The following is a 16,334-nucleotide window of genomic DNA, read 5'->3' as shown; positions in this document are numbered from 1 at the left end:
ACGCCCGGCCCCATTCCGAACCCGGAAGCTAAGCCCTCCAGCGCCGATGGTACTGCACTCGACAGGGTGTGGGAGAGTAGGACACCGCCGAACATAAATTGCGAATGCCTCGCATCACAGACTCGAAAGAGACTGCGATGCGAGGCATTTCGCATATCTGGGGCACGAACAAATGCACCCGGCACACCACCGCGGCCCGGCCGAGTGTGCACCTACCAACACCTCTACTCGGGCGATGCCCCAACAACTGCACACTCGACGTCAGCTGGTGGTGGGATCGGCGAAGTCGACCTGCTCGTAGTGCTCGACGGTCGGGAAGGGGTCGTAGAAGTCGTGCAGCAGCGAGCGCCACTGCGCGTACTGCGGCGACTTCCTGAAGCCCTCGACGTGGTCTTCCAGGCTGTCCCACTCGACCAGCAGCAGGTACGTGCCGGGACGTTCCAGGCAGCGTGAGAGCGACAGCGTGCGGAACCCGGCCATGCTGGCGATGATCTGCTCGGCCCGACCGAAGGCGGCCTCGAATTCGGCGCTGCGACCGGACTTCACCTGCAGGAGGGCATGTTCGAGGATCACCACCGCATCCTCGCAGGTGCGTGGCTAGTCGTCGTAGAGACTTCCGAATTCGTGTGCTTCGACGAGACTCTTGGGTGCGGTCAGGCACCAGGCCTCGGTGACCAGTTCCAGCAGCTCGTCGGGTTCGATCTTCGCCAGCTGCACCACGACCCACCCGAACTGGTTGGTGGTGAACTGGACCTCGAAGACGTCGGGGCGCTCGGACACCAGCGCGATCTGCTCGTCGAGCGTCGTCTTGAGCCCCACCGTCTCCGTCTTCTCCCAGACATAGCCGAAGCCCTTGCCGTTGACCTTGAGCGAAACCCAGCTGCCGCCGCCCCCGCCGCTCTGCTCGGTCTCGGGCAGCGTGTCCAGCATTGTCAGGAACTCGTCGACAGTCACACCCATGCCCCACATGTACCAGAGCCCGCCGACAGTCGAGCGCGGGCGGGGGAGCCTCGCTACGGCGCTTGGCGGGCGGGGGTGGCCAGGCAGGTGGCGACATTGCGCCCGCGGAGGATCACGGAGTCGCCGAGCTCCCAGTGCCGGGACTCGTCGGTCCCGGCCCTCTGGACGGCGCGATCGGAGGCGACGAGCGCGCCGTCGATCGTCTTGGCCAGCTCGGACAGCCGGGCCGCCTCGTTCACCGGATCCCCGATGACCGTGTACTCGAAACGCTTGCGGGCGCCGATGTTTCCCGCGACGGCGGTGCCAGCCGCGACGCCGATCGCGGCGCTGCAGTCCGGCACCTCGACGATGAGCCGGGACCGGATCGCGCGGGCGGCGGCGAGCGCGCTGCCCGCGGGGTCCTGGATCTCGACGGGCGCCCCGAAGATCGCGAGCGCGGCGTCGCCCTCGAACTTGTTGATCAGGCCCCCGTGCCGGTCCACCTCGTCGACCACGACATCGAAGAAGCGGTTGAGCAGGTCGACGACCTCCTTCGGCGGCCGGGATGCCGCGAGCTCGGTGGAGCCGACCAGGTCGATGAAGAACACCGCGATCTCGCGCTCCTCGCCGCCGAGCTCCGGATTGCGCTTGATGGCAGCCTCGGCCACCTCGTGTCCCACGTGCCTGCCGAAGAGCTCCTGGATCCGCTCGCGTTCGCGCAGGCCCTCCGCCATCCGGTTGAAGCCGCTCTGCAGCTCGCCGAGCTCGGTGCCGTCGTAGACCACCACCTGCGTGTCGAGCTCGCCGTGTTCGACCCGCACCATGGCGGCCCGGACCGCGCGGATGGGCGCGACTGTGGCGCCCACCCCGAGCAGGGTCAGCGCCAGCCCGAAGATCAGGGTGATGGCGCCGAGCGCGAGGATGGAGACCGCCAGCTTGTGCACGTCAACGTGCTCCGGGCGGATGAAGCTGAAGACCGCGATCAGCATCAGGCCGGCCACCGGCACCCCGGTGCCCAGGGTCCAGGCCAGCAGGTTGCGGCCGGTCACGCCCGCGATGCGCACCCGGCGCGGGTCGCCCGCCTCGAGGGCCCGCGCCGCCGCGGGCCGCAGCGAGAACTCGCTGAGCAGATAGCTGAATGCACAGACCGTGACCCCGCCCATGACGATGGTGAAGGCGACCTTGGGGATGGAGTCCGGTTCGATGAGCCCGTAGCTGAGCGTGAAGAGGACGAGACCGATGGACCAGAGCAGGGCCTGCATCCGGGTCAGGCGCCACGGCATCGCGAGCGCCGCCGCGGCCTCCTCCCGGGTCGGTTCCCGGTCCTCGATGGCCCACCGCAGGTCCCTCGTCGCGCGGAGGGTGCCCCACAGCACCCCGACCGCGACGGCCAGGGTGATGTAGACCGGCCCGATCACCGCGTTGACGACCAGGTAGTCGAGGTCGTAGAGGCTCGGGCCGGGCACGACCACGGTGATCAGGGCGCCGACCACGAGCGCACCGATCAGGTTGGACAGCACCAGGCTTGCGGTCAGCAGCACCTGGACGCGGATCCTGCGATGGCGCGCGCTCTCGTCCGGGGCGCCGAGCAGCCGCGAGCCCAGCGGCGCGATCGAGCGGAACGGGAGCGGCATGGTCGCTCCAGCGTAATGGGTTGACCACCCGGTGACCCGGCGTGGCGTGGCGGGTCACCGGCGCGCACCGATGGGTGCTCTAGGGTGTTCCGAGTGCGCCTCGTGATTGCCAGCTGCCATGTCGACTACGTCGGACGACTCACTGCACACCTGCCGAAGGCGCGCAGGCTCCTGCTGGTCAAATCCGACGGTTCGGTGAGCATCCATGCGGACGACCGTGCGTACAAGCCGCTGAACTGGATGAGCCCGCCGTGCTGGCTCGTCGAGAACGACGGCGAGGAGGGCACCCAGCTGTGGGTCGTGACCAACAAGGCCGGCGAGGAGCTGCGGATCACGATCCACGAGGTCGAGCACGACTCCTCGCACGAACTCGGCGTCGACCCGGGCCTGATCAAGGACGGGGTCGAGGCGCACCTGCAGGAACTGCTGGCCGAGCACGTTGAGACCCTCGGCCCCGGCTACACCCTGGTGCGGCGTGAGTACATGACGGCGATCGGCCCGGTGGACCTACTCGTGCGGGACGCGGACGGTGCGTCGGTCGCCGTGGAGATCAAGCGCCGCGGCGAGATCGACGGCGTCGAACAGCTGACCCGCTACCTGGAACTGATGAACCGCGATCCGCTGCTCGCACCCGTGACCGGGGTGTTCGCCGCGCAGCAGATCAAGCCCCAGGCGCGGACCCTCGCCGAGGATCGCGGGATCCGCTGCCTGACACTCGATTACGACAAACTGCGGGGGACCGAGAGCACCGAGTTCCGGCTGTTCTGATCGAAACCTAGGCTGTAGTCATGCCCAGACGGAATCAGCGACACCGGACCGAGCGGCCGGCGCCGGCCGGCGGCAGGGAGTCGCGGATCGATTCGGGGCCTGCGGGATACGACGACGAGCGGTATCTGGTGCGCCCGGTGCCGGGGTCGCGCGCCACCAAGACCTATCGCTGCCCCGGCTGTGATCACGAGATCCGGCCCGGTGTCCCGCACCTGGTGGCCTGGCCTGCGGACGAACTCGGCGGGGCCGAGGAACGCAGGCACTGGCACACCGGGTGCTGGAACGGGCGCGGGTCGCGGGGGATCACCCGACGTTGGTCTTGACCGACTCCTCGGACTTCTCCGACTTCTCCGACTTCTCCGACGCCTCGGGTGCGTCGTCTACGTCGGTGTCCTCGTTCTCGGCCGGGGTGTTCCGTGCGGCGGAGTCGCCGACGCCGTCGAGCAGTTCGCCCTCGCGGTTGACGGAGGCGAGCATGGCGGGCACCGAATCGAGCTGTCCCCGAATTCCCAGGAGCTGAGCCAGGACCCGGCCGCGGAGCACGCGAAGCTCCTCGGCGAGCTCCTTCGCGTGGGCGATCCGCTTCTCGGCCTGCTCGGTCGCGGTCTGCAGTCGCCTTCGGGCCTCGTTGGTGGCGTCCGTGAGCCTGCGCTCGGCCTCGGCCTTGCTGGTGGCCTCGAGCTCGTTGACCGCGCTGACGACCTTGGTGCGGCGCTCGCTCATGGTGATCTCGAAGTCCTGCTGGACCTCGTTGCGTCGCGCCTCGGACTCGGTCTGGAGGTGAGCGACCTCGGACTGCGCCTTCTCGACGAGACGGGCGGCCTCGGTGCGCGCGGTCGCCATGGTCTGCGTGTGCTCGACCTCCATGGCGTTCCTGCGATCCTCGAGCTCGGCGAGCAGGCCCTCGTACTTGCCGCGCAGCGCGGCGCCGTCCTGCTCGGCGATGGACACCAACTCGGCGGCTTCGGACTGGGCCGTGGCCCGTACTTCCGAGGCCTCATCGGAGGCGAGGCGGAGCATCCGGGAGATGCGCTCGCTCATGCCCTCCGCGGTCGTCGGCGGAACGGACAGGCGGTCGACGTCCTTGCGCAGGTCGTCGATCTCGTCGCGGGCGTCCTCCAACTGCTGGGCGAGGTCCCGGGCTTGCGCCGCCGCCGCATCACGATCGGTCGCGGTGACCCGGAGTTCCGCGTCGAAGCGCTCGAAGTAGTTGCGTACCTCGTCGCGGTCGTAGCCCTTCCGCACGATGTTGAAGGGCAATTGGATCTCGTTGGGCATGGTCATAACTTACCGTCGCTCCGGTGGTGATGTGGTCTATGCGCTCGGGCGAACCACTGTGCTGAAAAGGGGGTGGCGCAGTATCAGTGTGCCGGGTCCGCGGCCGGCTCGACCAGCTCGACCAGCACGCCGCCCGCATCCTTGGGGTGCAGGAAGTTGATCCGCGAGTCCGCGGTGCCGCGGCGAGGGGCATCGTAGAGCAGCCGGACGCCGCCCGCGCGCAGGCGCTCGGAGATCGCGTCGAGGTCGCTGACCCGGTAGGCGAGCTGCTGCAGGCCGGGGCCGCTGCGGGCGATGAACTTGGCGATGGTCGAGTCGTCGTTGAGCGGGGCGAGCAGCTGGATCGCGGTGGCGCCTGCCGGGCTGCCGGGCACGGACAGCATGGCCTCGCGCACGCCCTGCTCCTCGTTGACCTCTTCGTGCGTGGACACGAGGCCGAGGTGCTCGCCGTACCAGGCGATGGCGGCGTCGAGATCGGGCACCGCGATGCCGACGTGGTCGATGGCCGTCACCAGGTCGGAAGCGAGTACGGACGCGGCGGCGTTGGGGGCGGAGTTCGTCATGTCGATGACGGTAGCGCTACCGTCTTTGTAGTTCTCTTTGGGATGTGACTTTTGGTCGCTGACCACCCGTGTTGATCGTTGGAGGAAGCCGTGAGCAGTTCAGTCATCGTCGCCGGAGCGCGGACCCCGGTTGGCCGTTTGCTCGGCTCGCTCAAGGATTTCTCGGGGTCAGATCTGGGTGGAATCGCGATCAAGGGTGCACTGGAGAAGGCGGGCGTGGCGCCCGAGGCCGTCGAGTACGTGATCATGGGCCAGGTGCTGACCGCGGGCGCCGGTCAGATGCCCGCACGCCAGGCGGCCGTCGCGGCGGGCATCCCGATGGATGTGCCCGCCCTGTCGATCAACAAGGTGTGTCTCTCGGGTGTCGACGCGATCGCGCTGGCCGACCAGCTGATCCGGGCAGGGGAGTTCGACGTCGTGGTCGCGGGCGGTCAGGAGTCCATGTCGCGGGCGCCGCACATGCTGGAGAAGAGCCGTGAGGGCTTCAAGTACGGCGATGTGACCCTGCGCGACCACATGGCCTACGACGGCCTGCACGACATCTTCACCGACCAGCCGATGGGCAACCTGACCGAGCAGCGCAACCAGGCCGACGACCAGCTGATCAGCCGTCAGGCGCAGGACGCCTTCGCGGCCGCGTCGCACCAGAACGCGGCGCGGGCCTGGAAGGACGGGCTCTTCGAGGCGGAGGTCGTGCCCGTGTCGATCCCGCAGCGCAGGGGCGAGCCGGTCGTGTTCGCCGAGGACGAGGGCATCCGCGCCGACACCACCGTCGAATCGCTGGGCACGCTGCGACCCGCGTTCAGCAAGGACGGCACCGTCACCGCGGGCTCGGCCTCGCAGATCTCCGACGGCGCCGCCGCGGTGGTGGTGATGAGCAAGGCCAAAGCGCAGGAGCTGGGCCTGAGCTGGATCGCCGAGATCGGCGCGCACGGTGTGGTGGCCGGCCCCGACTCGACGCTCCAGTCGCAGCCGGCGCGCGCGATCGCGAAGGCCTGCGAGCGTGAGGGCATCGACCCGAAGGATCTGGACCTGGTGGAGATCAACGAGGCGTTCGCCGCCGTCGGCATCGCCTCGACCAAGGAACTGGGACTCGACGAGTCGAAGGTCAACGTGAACGGTGGGGCGATCGCGATCGGGCATCCGCTGGGGATGTCGGGCGCGCGGATCGCGCTGCACCTGGCGCTCGAGCTGGGCCGTCGCGGCGGTGGCGTCGGTGCGGCCGCGCTGTGCGGCGGCGGCGGTCAGGGTGACGCCCTGATCATCCGGGTTCCCAAGCAGTAGCCGAGGGCGGCGCCGCGACGCCCCGTGGTCGAGGTGGACGGCCTCAACTACGGGGCGTCGTAGTGCGTCGGGCACAATGGGGCCCATGGCGAACATCTTCGATCTCAGCACGTGGGCCAAGCGCTTCCGTTTCGTGGCGGTCCTGGAGGCGATCACCTGGCTCGGCCTGCTGATCGGCATGGCCTTCAAGTACCTGCCCGCAGACGGCAACGAGATCGGCGTGAAGGTCTTCGGGCCGATCCACGGTGCGGTGTTCGTGCTGTACGTCCTGGTGGCCATCGTCACGGCGAAGAAGCTCTCGTGGTCGCTGGTCACCACGTTCTTGGCGCTGGTCGCGAGCGTCCCGCCGTTCGGCACGATCGTGTTCGAGGCATGCGCCGTGCGCACCGGCCGTCTCGCCGAGCTCTCGGCCGAGAGCGCCAAGGAACCGGCACCCGCGCTGAGCTGAGCCGTCGATCGTGACAAACTGAACATGTGACTCGACCCGGTTCCCGCCCACCCTCACGTCCATCGGCCGCGGCGGCCGCCGCCATGACCGGCGCGGTGGATCTGTCCGCCCTCAAGGAACGAGCGCAGGCCGCGCCCGCAGGCCCGCCGACCGCGAACGGCGTGAGTGCCGCGTCCGCGGCGGTCGTCGAGGTGACCGAGGCCAATTTCGAGGCCGAGGTGCTCGCCCGCTCGACCCAGGTTCCCGTCGTCGTCGAGCTGTACGCGGCATCGATGCCTGCCAGCGCGGTGTTCTCCCCGGCCCTGGACTCGCTCGCCGCGGCGGGCAACGGGTCGTGGGTGCTCGCCCGGGTGAACGTCGACAGCGATCCCCGGATCGCGCAGGCGTTCGGCGTGCAGGCGCTGCCCGCCGTCGTCGCGGTCGCGGCCGGACGTCCGCTTGCGGACTTCGACGGCGATGAGCCGCAACTCGGACAGTGGATCGACGCCGTGCTGCAGGCGACCGCGGGCAAGCTCTCCGGCCCGCCGCAGTCCGAGGGTGAGGGCGAGCAGGAGGAGCCCGAGGATCCGCGGTTAGTCGCGGCGGAGACCGCACTGAGCGAGGGTGACCTGGCAGGCGCCGAGGCCGCATATCAGGTGATCCTCGACGAGGAGCCCGCGAACGTGCAGGCGCTCGGTGCGATCCGGCAGGTCCGGTTCATCGCCCGCGTGCAGGACCTCGACCCCGACGCCGTCGCGCGGGCCGACGCCGAGCCCGCCGACGTGGCCGCCCAGCTCGACGCGGCCGACATGGAGCTCTACAGCCAGCAGCCCGAGGCGGCCTTCGCCCGTCTCATCGAGACGATCCGCCGCACCGCGGGCGACGACCGGAACTCCGCTCGGACCCGACTGCTCGAGCTGTTCGAGCTGTTCGACCCCGCCGATCCGATCGTCATCGCCGCTCGTCGCAAGCTCGCGTCCGCCCTCTACTAGGCACTCCGCGCCTGTGCGCGAGTCTCACCCCGATCAGGGTGAGACTCGCGCACAGACGGCCGAGCCGCTTCACCCGTATCGGTTCTCGCAGGCCTGTTCGCCGCCGAGGACTCCCGAGCGGAAGGCGTCCACCCGGGCGAACCCGCTCGGCACGGTGTTTCCGTTCACGTCGCTGGCCATCAGCCCGTCGTTCAGCAGCCCGGACACCGCCTCGTCGAGGTCGCCGGGGGACAGGGTCAGCCCACCCGCCTCGCCCACGGCGGTCGCCGCGGTCCACGCGCCGGACAGGCAGGCCGCCCGCACCGCGGTCTTGGCCTCGGTCAGCGACTTCTCGGCATGCGCCTGCGCGGCCAGCGTGAAGCGCGAGGCCACCAGGACATAGGCGCCGAAGTCGCCGCGCACGTCGGCGTCGAACTCGTCACCCGACTCCGGGTTCGGGGTGCCGCGCTCGACCAGCTCGGGCATCGAGACGCCGATCGTGTTCGTCGCCGGGCAGTAGGAGACCGGTTGCGTGGTCTCCGCGTCCGGACACCCGGTGTCCGCCCCCGCGAAGTCGACGGCCGGCTTCTGCGGCAGGTCGAACAGCGCCTGCAGCGAGTCCACCGTCAGCTGCACGGACTCCTCGGTGACCGGCATCTCGCCGGTGTCACTCTCGGTGGTGAACTGCTGGGGCAGCTCGGCCTGCCGCGACAGCACGTCGGTCTCGTCGATCTTCGTGCAGGACTTGGCGCCGTCCGTGAAGCCGATCTGGAACGCGGTGATCCGCTCGAATGCCGAGCCGTGCACCGATTCCGGGTCGTTCGGGTCGCTGTCGCGCACCGCGACCATCGCCGCCATCACCGAGTTGAGCCCGTCGGAGGTGTTGAGGGTGAAGTGCCGGGAGTCGCCCTGCGCGACGTGCCGCATGTAGGCCCCGGCGAAGCAGTCCGCCTGCTGCTCGAGCACCAGCGTCAGGTCGTCGTCGCCAGCGAGCCCCGAGCCGTACTGGACCGCGTGCCCGTACTCGTGGGCCATGACCATCACCACGGACATCGGGCCGAAGGTCTCGATGAGCGAGGGCAGCAGCACGGTGCGGTCCCAGCCGATGGAGCCGTCGCGCGTGCAGTAGCCGGCGTTGGCGAATCCGTGGGTGTTGTCGCCGCAGAACGTGGGGGCCTGCGCCCGATCCGCGTCCGGGTCCCAGGAGAGCAGGTCGGTGACGGGCCTGAAGTCGCCGCCGAACACCCGGGGGTACTCGGACTGCCAGAAGGCCGCGATGTCGTCCACGGCATTGGTGGCCAGCACGTCGGCCGCCGAGCCGTCCGCGCCGCGAACCGGGAGCTGGGCGTCGGGCACACCCTCGCGGGGGCCGCTGGGGCCGGAGGTCGCGGGCAGCCCCGCCACCGTGAAGGGATTGTCGTAGATCGACACGGCGCGTCCGTCGATCGCCCCGGAGCAGCCCGCGACGAGCGCGGCGAGGGTGACGAGCGAGGCGACCGCGAGCACGGATCGGTGGCGGCGCATCAGCCACGCTCCAGGCTCAGCCAGATGGCACCGTTCTTGGGCAGCGCGACCGACGCCGATGCGGGTCGCCCGTGCCAGGGCTGCAGGGTGGCGCTCACAGCTCCGAAGTTACCCATCCCGGCGCCGCGATAGGCGTCGGCATCGGTGTTGAGGATCTCGACCCACCGGCCGGGCTCGGGCAGGCCGACCCGGTATTCCGAGTGGGCCGAGCCGGAGAAGTTGAACAGGCACGCCACGATCGACCCGTCGGACCCGTACCGCAGGTAGCTGAGCACGTTGTTCTCGGTGTCGTTCGCGTCGATCCAGGAATAGCCGCCGGGGGAGTTGTCGAGCGTCCACAGCGCCGGGTGGCGTCGGTAGGTGGCGTTGAGATCGCGCACCAGCGCCAGGATCCCGCGGTGCAGCTCGCCGACGAATCCCTCGTCGAGCTGATGCCAGTCGAGCCCGCGCTCCTCCGACCACTCGGTGCGCTGGCCGTATTCCTGCCCCATGAACAGCAGCTGCTTGCCGGGGTGCGACCACATGTAGGCCAGCAGGGTGCGCAGACCGGCGGCCTTGGCGAAGTCGTCGCCCGGCATCCGGGTCCACAGCGTGCCCTTGCCGTGCACCACCTCGTCGTGGCTGATCGGCAGCAGGTAGCACTCGCTCCAGGCGTACATCAGCGAGAACGTGATCTCGTGGTGGTGGAAGCTGCGGTGCACCGGGTCCCGGCCGAGGTAGCCGAGGGTGTCGTGCATCCAGCCCATGTTCCACTTCATGCTGAAGCCGAGGCCGCCGACGTTGGTGGTGCGGGTGACGCCCGGCCACGCGGTGGACTCCTCCGCGATGGTGACCACGCCGCGGTGCTGCCGGTGCACGGTCGCGTTCATCTCCTGCAGGAACGCCACGGCCTCCAGGTTCTCCCGCCCACCGTGGATGTTCGGTGTCCAGCCGCCCTCGGGTCGCGAGTAGTCGAGGTAGAGCATCGAGGCGACCGCGTCCACGCGCAGCCCGTCGATGTGGAACTCCTCGATCCAGAACAGCGCGTTGGCGACGAGGAAATTGCGCACCTCCCGCCGCCCGAAGTCGAAGACGTAGGTGCCCCAGTCCAATTGCTCGCCACGGTGGGGATCGGCGTGCTCGTAGAGCGGGCCGCCGTCGAACCGGGCCAGCGCCCAGTCGTCCTTCGGGAAGTGCGCGGGCACCCAGTCGACGATCACACCGACGCCTGCGAGGTGCATCTGGTCGACGAAGGCCCGGAAGTCGTCAGGGGAGCCGAAGCGGGCGGTCGGGGCGTAGTAGGAGGTGACCTGGTAGCCCCAGGATCCGCCGTACGGGTGCTCGGCCACCGGGAGCAGTTCGACATGGGTGAAGCCCTGCTCGACGACATAGGCGGACAGCTGGTCGGCGAGTTCGAGATAGCTCAGGCCGGGCCGCCAGGACCCCAGGTGCACCTCGTACACGCTCATCGGGGCCAGGTTCGGGTCGGTGCGCGCGCGGACGGCCATCCATTCGGCGTCGGCCCACCGGTGCGTGCTCACGCCGACCACGGAGGCCGTGCGCGGCGGCACCTCGGTGGCGAACGCCATCGGGTCGGCCTTCTCCCGGACGGAGCCGTCGCTGCCGTGCACCCGGAACTTGTACAGGTCGCCTGGCCCGACGCCGGGGACGAACAGCTCCCAGACCCCGCTGGACCCGAGCATGCGCATCGGCGCGGTCTGCCCGCCCCAGCCGTCGAAGTCGCCGATCACCGTGACGCCGCGCGCAGAGGGCGCCCACACCGCGAATGAGGTGCCTGCCACCTCCCCGTCCGGGGTCGTGTACCTCCGCGGGTGCGCGCCGAGGATCTCCCACAGCCGTTCGTGTCGGCCCTCGCCGAACAGGTGCAGGTCGAGTTCACCGAGGGTCGGCAGGAACCGGTACCCGTCCGCGGAGACGACGGTGTGTCCGCCGGGATACTCGACCACCAGCCGGTAGTCGATGAGGTCCTTGACGGGAACGACCGCGCTGAACAACCCGTCGGAGACCGGCTGCAGGGGGTGGTCGACGCCCCCGATGCGGGCCGACACCTCGCCCGCGTGGGGGCGCAGCGCCCGGATCACGGTGCCGCCGGGATGCGCGTGCGCACCGAGGACGGCGTGCGGGTTGTGGTGGGTTCCCTCGGCGAGCCGGGCGAGGTCGGCGGGTGGGGGCGCCGCGACCTGTGCGACCCGATCCGCGCTCATGTGCGTGGTGCGCGGTGGGCGAGGGGTAGCCGCGCGGGGTAGGGAACGGCGGGCAACGCGAGGATGTGGGCGACCGCGCGCCAGGGTTCGAGTCGGATGAAATTGGCCTGGCCCCAGTGGTACTGCTCGCCGCTGACCTCGTCGAGAACGGTCAGGTGGTCGTGCCAGTCGCGCCCGAGAGCGGGCATGTCGAGCCAGATGGTGCCCTGCTCCGCCCCGTACGGGTTGAGGTTCACGATCGTGAGCACGGCGTCGCCGGTGGTCGGGTCGAACTTCGAATACGCGATCAGCGCGTCGCTGTCGGTGTGGTGGAAGGTGATGTTGCGCAGCTGTTGCAGCGCGGGGTGGGCGCGGCGGATCCGGTTCAGGGTCGCCAGCCAGGGCTCCAGCGACTCACGGCGGGCGCGGGCGCCGTCGAAGTCGCGGGGGCGCAGCTCGTACTTCTCGGAGTCGAGGTACTCCTCGCTGCCCGGTCGCAGCGGAACATGTTCGTACAGTTCGTATCCGGAGTAGACGCCCCAGGTCGGCGACAGGGTCGCGGCCAGCGCGGCGCGCAGCGCGAACATGCCGGGGCCCCCCTGCTGCAGGCTCTCGTGCAGGATGTCCGGCGTGTTGACGAACAGGTTGGGCCTGGCCTCGTCGGCCTTGGCGGCGATCTCCAGTCCGAACTCGGTGAGTTCGTGCTTGTTCACCCGCCAGGTGAAGTAGGTGTAGGACTGGGTGAACCCGCGCTTGGCCAGGCCGTACATCCGGGCGGGCCGGGTGAAGGCCTCGGAGAGGAACAGCACGTCCGGATCGGAACGCTTCACCTCCGCGATCAGCCACTCCCAGAAGTCCGGTGGCTTGGTGTGCGGATTGTCGACCCGAAAGATCTTGACACCGTTCTTGATCCAGAACCGCACCACCCGCAGCACCTCGGCGTAGATGCCCTCGGGGTCGTCGTCGAAGTTGACCGGGTAGATGTCCTGGTACTTCTTCGGCGGGTTCTCGGCGTAGGCGATGGTGTCGTCGGGCAACACCGTGAACCACTCCGGATGCTGCTGCGCCCACGGGTGATCGGGCGCGCACTGCAGGGCGAGGTCGAGCGCGACCTCGAGCCGCAGCCGGCGGGCCCTGGCGACGAAGTTCCTGAAGTCCTTGATGGTGCCGAGGCGGGGGTGCACGGCGTCGTGGCCGCCCTCCTCCGCGCCGATCGCCCACGGCGATCCGACATCGTCGGGCCCCGGCGTCAGCGAGTTGTTCGGGCCCTTGCGGTTCACCCGGCCGATCGGGTGGATCGGGGGCAGGTAGACCACGTCGAAGCCCATCGCGGCGATGCGCGGGAGGTCGTCCGCCGCCGTCGCGAAGGTGCCGTGCCTGGGCGTGCCGTCGGGGGCACGGCCGCCGGTCGAGCGGGGGAAGAACTCGTACCAGGCGCCGACGAGCGCGCGCTTGCGGTCGACCCACACCGGGATGGTGCGGCCCTTGGTGACGAGGTCCCGCAGCGGGTACGCCCGCAGCAGCTCGGCGATGTCGGCCGCGAAGGCGGGAGCGACCCGGGCGGGTAGCTGCTGATCGCTGCGCAGTGCGTCGGCGACCGCGGCGCATCGCGGGCGGTCCCCGCGCGGCACCGCCTTGGCGGCCCGCTCGAACAGGCGGGCGCCGATCTCGAGATCGTTGGCCAGATCGGCGGCGCCCTGACCGACCGACAGCTTGGCCTCCACATTGTGCCGCCAGGTGGAGACCGGATCGCCCCAGCCCTCGACCCGGAAGCTCCACGCCCCGACGCTCGTGGGCGTGAACACGGCCGCGAATGTGTCCGGTAACGGGCCGGGGGACATCGGGATCCGAATGGTGGTGTTCGACTCCGGCCCGCGCACGGCGAGGGTCGCCGCAACCGCGTCGTGCCCCTCGCGCCACACCGTCGCCGACACCGGGAAGGTCTCGCCGACGACCGCCTTCGCGGGGTGGCGTCCCCCCGAGATCTCGGGGGCGACGTCGTCGATGCCTATCCGCCCGGTCATGGATTAGACCTTACGGGTAGTTGTACGGGAAGCGCTGGCCGAATCTCGCGTCCCGCGCAACACGCCCCCGGCGGCCGGAATGGGTAGTCTTCGCAGGGTGAAAGCCTTGCGTCGGTTCACCGTCCGTGCCCACCTCCCCGCCAGGCTGGCCGCCCTCGAGCAGCTGTCGACGAACCTGCGCTGGTCCTGGCATCCCGAGACCCAGGATCTGTTCGGCCGGATGGACCCCGCGCTGTGGACGCAGGTCCGCCACGACCCGATCCGGATGCTCGGCGAGGTCTCGCCCGCCCGCCTGGACGAACTGGCGGTCGACGACGACTTCGTCGCCGAGCTCGACCGGCTCGAGCAGGACCTGGACACCTACCTCGGCCAACCGCGCTGGTACCAGAACCAGCAGGCGAAGGGCGCCGACCTGGCCGGCGGGATCGCCTACTTCTCAATGGAGTTCGGCGTCAGCGAGGTGCTCCCGAACTACTCGGGCGGGCTCGGGATCCTGGCAGGCGACCACCTCAAGGCCGCCTCGGACCTCGGGGTTCCGCTGATCGGTGTCGGCCTCCTCTACCGGTCCGGCTACTTCCGTCAGTCGCTGACGGCCGACGGCTGGCAGGCGGAGCACTATCCCTCGCTTGACCCGCAGGGCCTGCCGCTGCGGCTGCTCACCGAGCCCGACTCGGGGGCGCCGGTGCTGTTGCGGGTCGCGATGCCGGGCAACCGGGTGCTCCGGGCCCGGGTGTGGATCGCCCAGGTGGGGCGGGTTCCGCTGTTGCTGCTCGACTCCGACATCGCAGAGAACGACCCGGAGCTGCGCGGGGTGACCGACCGGCTGTACGGCGGCGACCAGGACCATCGGATCAAGCAGGAGATCCTCGCAGGCATCGGCGGAGTGCGCGCGGTGCGCGCGTACACCCATTCGCTCGGGCTCGCCGATCCCGAGGTCTTCCACATGAACGAGGGCCACGCGGGTTTCCTCGGGGTGGAACGGATTCGGGAGCTGATCACCGGGTCCGGCCTGGACTTCGACTCCGCGCTCGCCGCGGTGCGGGCGGCCACCGTGTTCACCACGCACACCCCGGTGCCCGCGGGCATCGACCGGTTCCCCGCCGATCTCGTCCGGCACTACTTCGGTGGGGTCGGCGGCGAGAACGAGTCCGCCCTGCTGCCCGGTCTGACGGTGGACCGGATCATCGACCTCGGCCGCGAGAACGACCCGTCGGTGTTCAACATGGCCCACATGGGACTGCGGCTGGGTCAGCGTGCCAACGGCGTCTCGAAGCTGCACGGGATCGTCAGCCGGGAGATGTTCAACGGCCTGTGGCCGGGATTCGATGCCGCCGAGGTCCCGATCGGCTCGGTGACCAACGGCGTGCACGCCCCGACCTGGGCCGCGAGGGAATGGATGGACCTGGCCCGCCGCGCGGTGGGACCCGAGCTGGTCGAGGAGGCGCGCGGCTGGGAGCGGCTACAGGAGATCGCGCCCGCCGACCTGTGGTCGACCCGCAACACGCTGCGCGAGCAGCTGGTGCAGGAGGTCCGCAGGAGGGTGCGGGCATCGTGGCTCGAGCGCGGCGCCACCGACGCCGAACTCGGTTGGGTTTCGGGTGTTTTCGATCCCGAGGTGCTGACCGTCGGCTTTGCCCGCCGGGTCCCGACCTACAAGCGGCTGACCCTGATGCTGCGTGATCCGGACCGGCTGCGGGCGATGCTGCTCGACCCCGACCGGCCGGTGCAGCTGGTGGTGGCGGGCAAGAGCCACCCGGCCGACGAGGGCGGCAAGGCGCTGATCCAGCAGGTGGTGCGCTTCGCGGACGAGGCCGATGTCCGGCACCGGATCGTGTTCCTGCCCGACTACGACATGTCCATGGCTCGGTACCTGTACTGGGGCTGCGACGTGTGGCTGAACAACCCGCTGCGGCCGCTGGAGGCCTGCGGCACGTCGGGGATGAAGTCGGCGCTCAACGGCGGGCTGAACCTGTCCATCCGCGACGGCTGGTGGGACGAGATGTTCGACGGCGAGAACGGCTGGGAGATCCCCACCGCGGACGGCGTGACCGACGAGGTGCGCCGCGACGACCTCGAGGCGGGCGCGATGTACGGGCTGCTGGAGCGGTCGGTGCTGCCGAAGTTCTACGACCGCGACGCGGACGGGGTGCCTGCCCGCTGGGTGCAGATGGTCCGCCACACCCTGCAGCACCTGGGCCCGAAGGTGTTGGCGTCGAGGATGGTTCGCGACTACGCCGTCGACTACTACGCACCTGCCGCCCGGTCCGCGCGGGCCGTGGTCGCGGACGGTTTCGCGGCGGCGCGGCAGATCGCGGAGTACCGCGGCCGCGTCGAGGCGGCCTGGCCCGACGTGCAGGTGGTTCAGGTCGACAGCTCCGGGCTGCCGGACACCCGGGTGATCGGTGCGGACCTGTCGCTGCGCGCGTACGTGCGGCTCGCCGGTCTCGCCGTCGCCGAGGTCACCGTGCAGGCGGTGCTCGGCCGGGTGGGGGCTGACGAGGAACTGAGCGATGTGGTCACCGTGCCGATGCGGCACGCGGGTTCGGACGAGCTCGGCGAGCTGTTCGTCGCCGACACCACGGTCCCGCACTCCGGGGCGGTCGGCTACACGGTGCGGGTGCTGCCACACCACCCGTTGCTTGCCTCCGACGCCGAACCGGGCCTGCTGGCGGTGCCGCACCTGTAGGCGGACCGCGGCGCCGCCACCGGCCACGGATGCGCGCGAACCCGACGTGGGGA

At 70.0% G+C, this 16,334-nt stretch carries 14 protein-coding genes and 1 rRNA gene; 7 read left to right on the top strand and 8 right to left on the bottom strand.

The features are described from left to right. Positions 1 to 93: ribosomal RNA gene (gene rrf / locus C8K38_RS11260) — 5S ribosomal RNA — on the top strand; the annotation flags it as partial. Positions 94 to 261: 168 nt separating this feature from the next. Here rrf and C8K38_RS11255 read toward each other — a convergent pair. The 3 genes from C8K38_RS11255 to C8K38_RS11245 are packed head-to-tail and all read right to left on the bottom strand — an operon-like array spanning position 262 to position 2,573. After that, the gene (locus tag C8K38_RS11255) at positions 262 to 573 is read right to left on the bottom strand and encodes an antibiotic biosynthesis monooxygenase family protein (RefSeq protein WP_097211566.1); all 312 of its coding nucleotides are present in this window, start codon (positions 571 to 573) and stop codon (positions 262 to 264) included. Positions 574 to 597: 24 nt separating this feature from the next. Beyond that, positions 598 to 960, bottom strand: coding sequence for an MmcQ/YjbR family DNA-binding protein (locus C8K38_RS11250; RefSeq protein WP_097211525.1), 363 nt, complete (start codon positions 958 to 960; stop codon positions 598 to 600). Between the two features lie 53 nt (positions 961 to 1,013). Beyond that, on the bottom strand, positions 1,014 to 2,573 hold the full coding sequence (locus C8K38_RS11245) for an adenylate/guanylate cyclase domain-containing protein (protein ID WP_097211524.1): 1,560 nt from the start codon (positions 2,571 to 2,573) through the stop codon (positions 1,014 to 1,016). Positions 2,574 to 2,666: 93 nt separating this feature from the next. On the opposite strand from C8K38_RS11245, the gene nucS reads away from it, so the two are divergent. Then, entirely contained in the window at positions 2,667 to 3,341 is a 675-nt protein-coding gene (gene nucS, locus C8K38_RS11240; protein WP_097211523.1) for an endonuclease NucS, read from the top strand. A 20-nt stretch (positions 3,342 to 3,361) separates the two neighbouring features. After that, positions 3,362 to 3,664 (top strand): ATP/GTP-binding protein, encoded by a 303-nt coding sequence (locus C8K38_RS11235; protein ID WP_097211522.1) that lies wholly within the window; start codon positions 3,362 to 3,364, stop codon positions 3,662 to 3,664. On the opposite strand, the gene C8K38_RS11230 is transcribed toward C8K38_RS11235, so the two are convergent. Further along, positions 3,645 to 4,619 carry a hypothetical protein gene (locus C8K38_RS11230; RefSeq protein ID WP_097211565.1) on the bottom strand — a complete coding sequence of 325 codons (975 nt, stop codon included), beginning with the start codon at positions 4,617 to 4,619 and terminating at the stop codon, positions 3,645 to 3,647. The genes C8K38_RS11235 and C8K38_RS11230 overlap by 20 nt on opposite strands. Before the next feature lie 83 nt (positions 4,620 to 4,702). After that, the gene (gene mce, locus C8K38_RS11225; RefSeq protein ID WP_077042211.1) at positions 4,703 to 5,182 is read right to left on the bottom strand and encodes a methylmalonyl-CoA epimerase; all 480 of its coding nucleotides are present in this window, start codon (positions 5,180 to 5,182) and stop codon (positions 4,703 to 4,705) included. 90 nt (positions 5,183 to 5,272) lie between these two features. Here mce and C8K38_RS11220 point away from each other — a divergent pair, with 90 nt between their 5' ends. From C8K38_RS11220 to C8K38_RS11210, 3 genes are all read left to right on the top strand, one after another. Continuing rightward, positions 5,273 to 6,466, top strand: a complete 1,194-nt coding sequence (locus C8K38_RS11220; RefSeq protein WP_097211521.1) for an acetyl-CoA C-acetyltransferase — start codon at positions 5,273 to 5,275, stop codon at positions 6,464 to 6,466. An 85-nt stretch (positions 6,467 to 6,551) separates the two neighbouring features. Then, complete coding sequence (locus C8K38_RS11215) at positions 6,552 to 6,914, top strand: DUF3817 domain-containing protein (protein WP_097211520.1); 363 nt, start codon at positions 6,552 to 6,554, stop codon at positions 6,912 to 6,914. 83 nt (positions 6,915 to 6,997) lie between these two features. After that, positions 6,998 to 7,885 carry a tetratricopeptide repeat protein gene (locus tag C8K38_RS11210; RefSeq protein ID WP_097211519.1) on the top strand — a complete coding sequence of 296 codons (888 nt, stop codon included), beginning with the start codon at positions 6,998 to 7,000 and terminating at the stop codon, positions 7,883 to 7,885. 69 nt (positions 7,886 to 7,954) lie between these two features. Here C8K38_RS11210 and C8K38_RS11205 read toward each other — a convergent pair whose 3' ends face one another. The 3 genes from C8K38_RS11205 to C8K38_RS11195 are packed head-to-tail and all read right to left on the bottom strand — an operon-like array spanning position 7,955 to position 13,595. Further along, a complete protein-coding gene (locus C8K38_RS11205; RefSeq protein ID WP_097211518.1) occupies positions 7,955 to 9,388 on the bottom strand; it encodes a metallopeptidase in 1,434 nt (477 codons plus the stop codon). After that, complete coding sequence (glgB, locus tag C8K38_RS11200) at positions 9,388 to 11,592, bottom strand: 1,4-alpha-glucan branching protein GlgB (protein ID WP_097211517.1); 2,205 nt, start codon at positions 11,590 to 11,592, stop codon at positions 9,388 to 9,390. Before glgB ends, C8K38_RS11205 begins: the two co-directional genes overlap by 1 nt. Beyond that, positions 11,589 to 13,595, bottom strand: coding sequence for an alpha-1,4-glucan--maltose-1-phosphate maltosyltransferase (locus C8K38_RS11195; protein WP_097211516.1), 2,007 nt, complete (start codon positions 13,593 to 13,595; stop codon positions 11,589 to 11,591). Before C8K38_RS11195 ends, glgB begins: the two co-directional genes overlap by 4 nt. 97 nt (positions 13,596 to 13,692) lie before the next feature. Here C8K38_RS11195 and glgP point away from each other — a divergent pair, with 97 nt between their 5' ends. Then, on the top strand, positions 13,693 to 16,281 hold the full coding sequence (gene glgP, locus C8K38_RS11190) for an alpha-glucan family phosphorylase (RefSeq protein WP_097211515.1): 2,589 nt from the start codon (positions 13,693 to 13,695) through the stop codon (positions 16,279 to 16,281). The last annotated feature ends 53 nt before the right edge of the window (positions 16,282 to 16,334 follow it).

This window comes from Rhodococcus sp. OK611 (assembly GCF_003050885.1).
GTDB classification, from domain to species: domain Bacteria; phylum Actinomycetota; class Actinomycetes; order Mycobacteriales; family Mycobacteriaceae; genus Rhodococcus_G; species Rhodococcus_G oryzae.
Note: the sequence above shows the minus strand (reverse complement) of the source record. Positions and strands in the feature narration are given on the sequence as shown.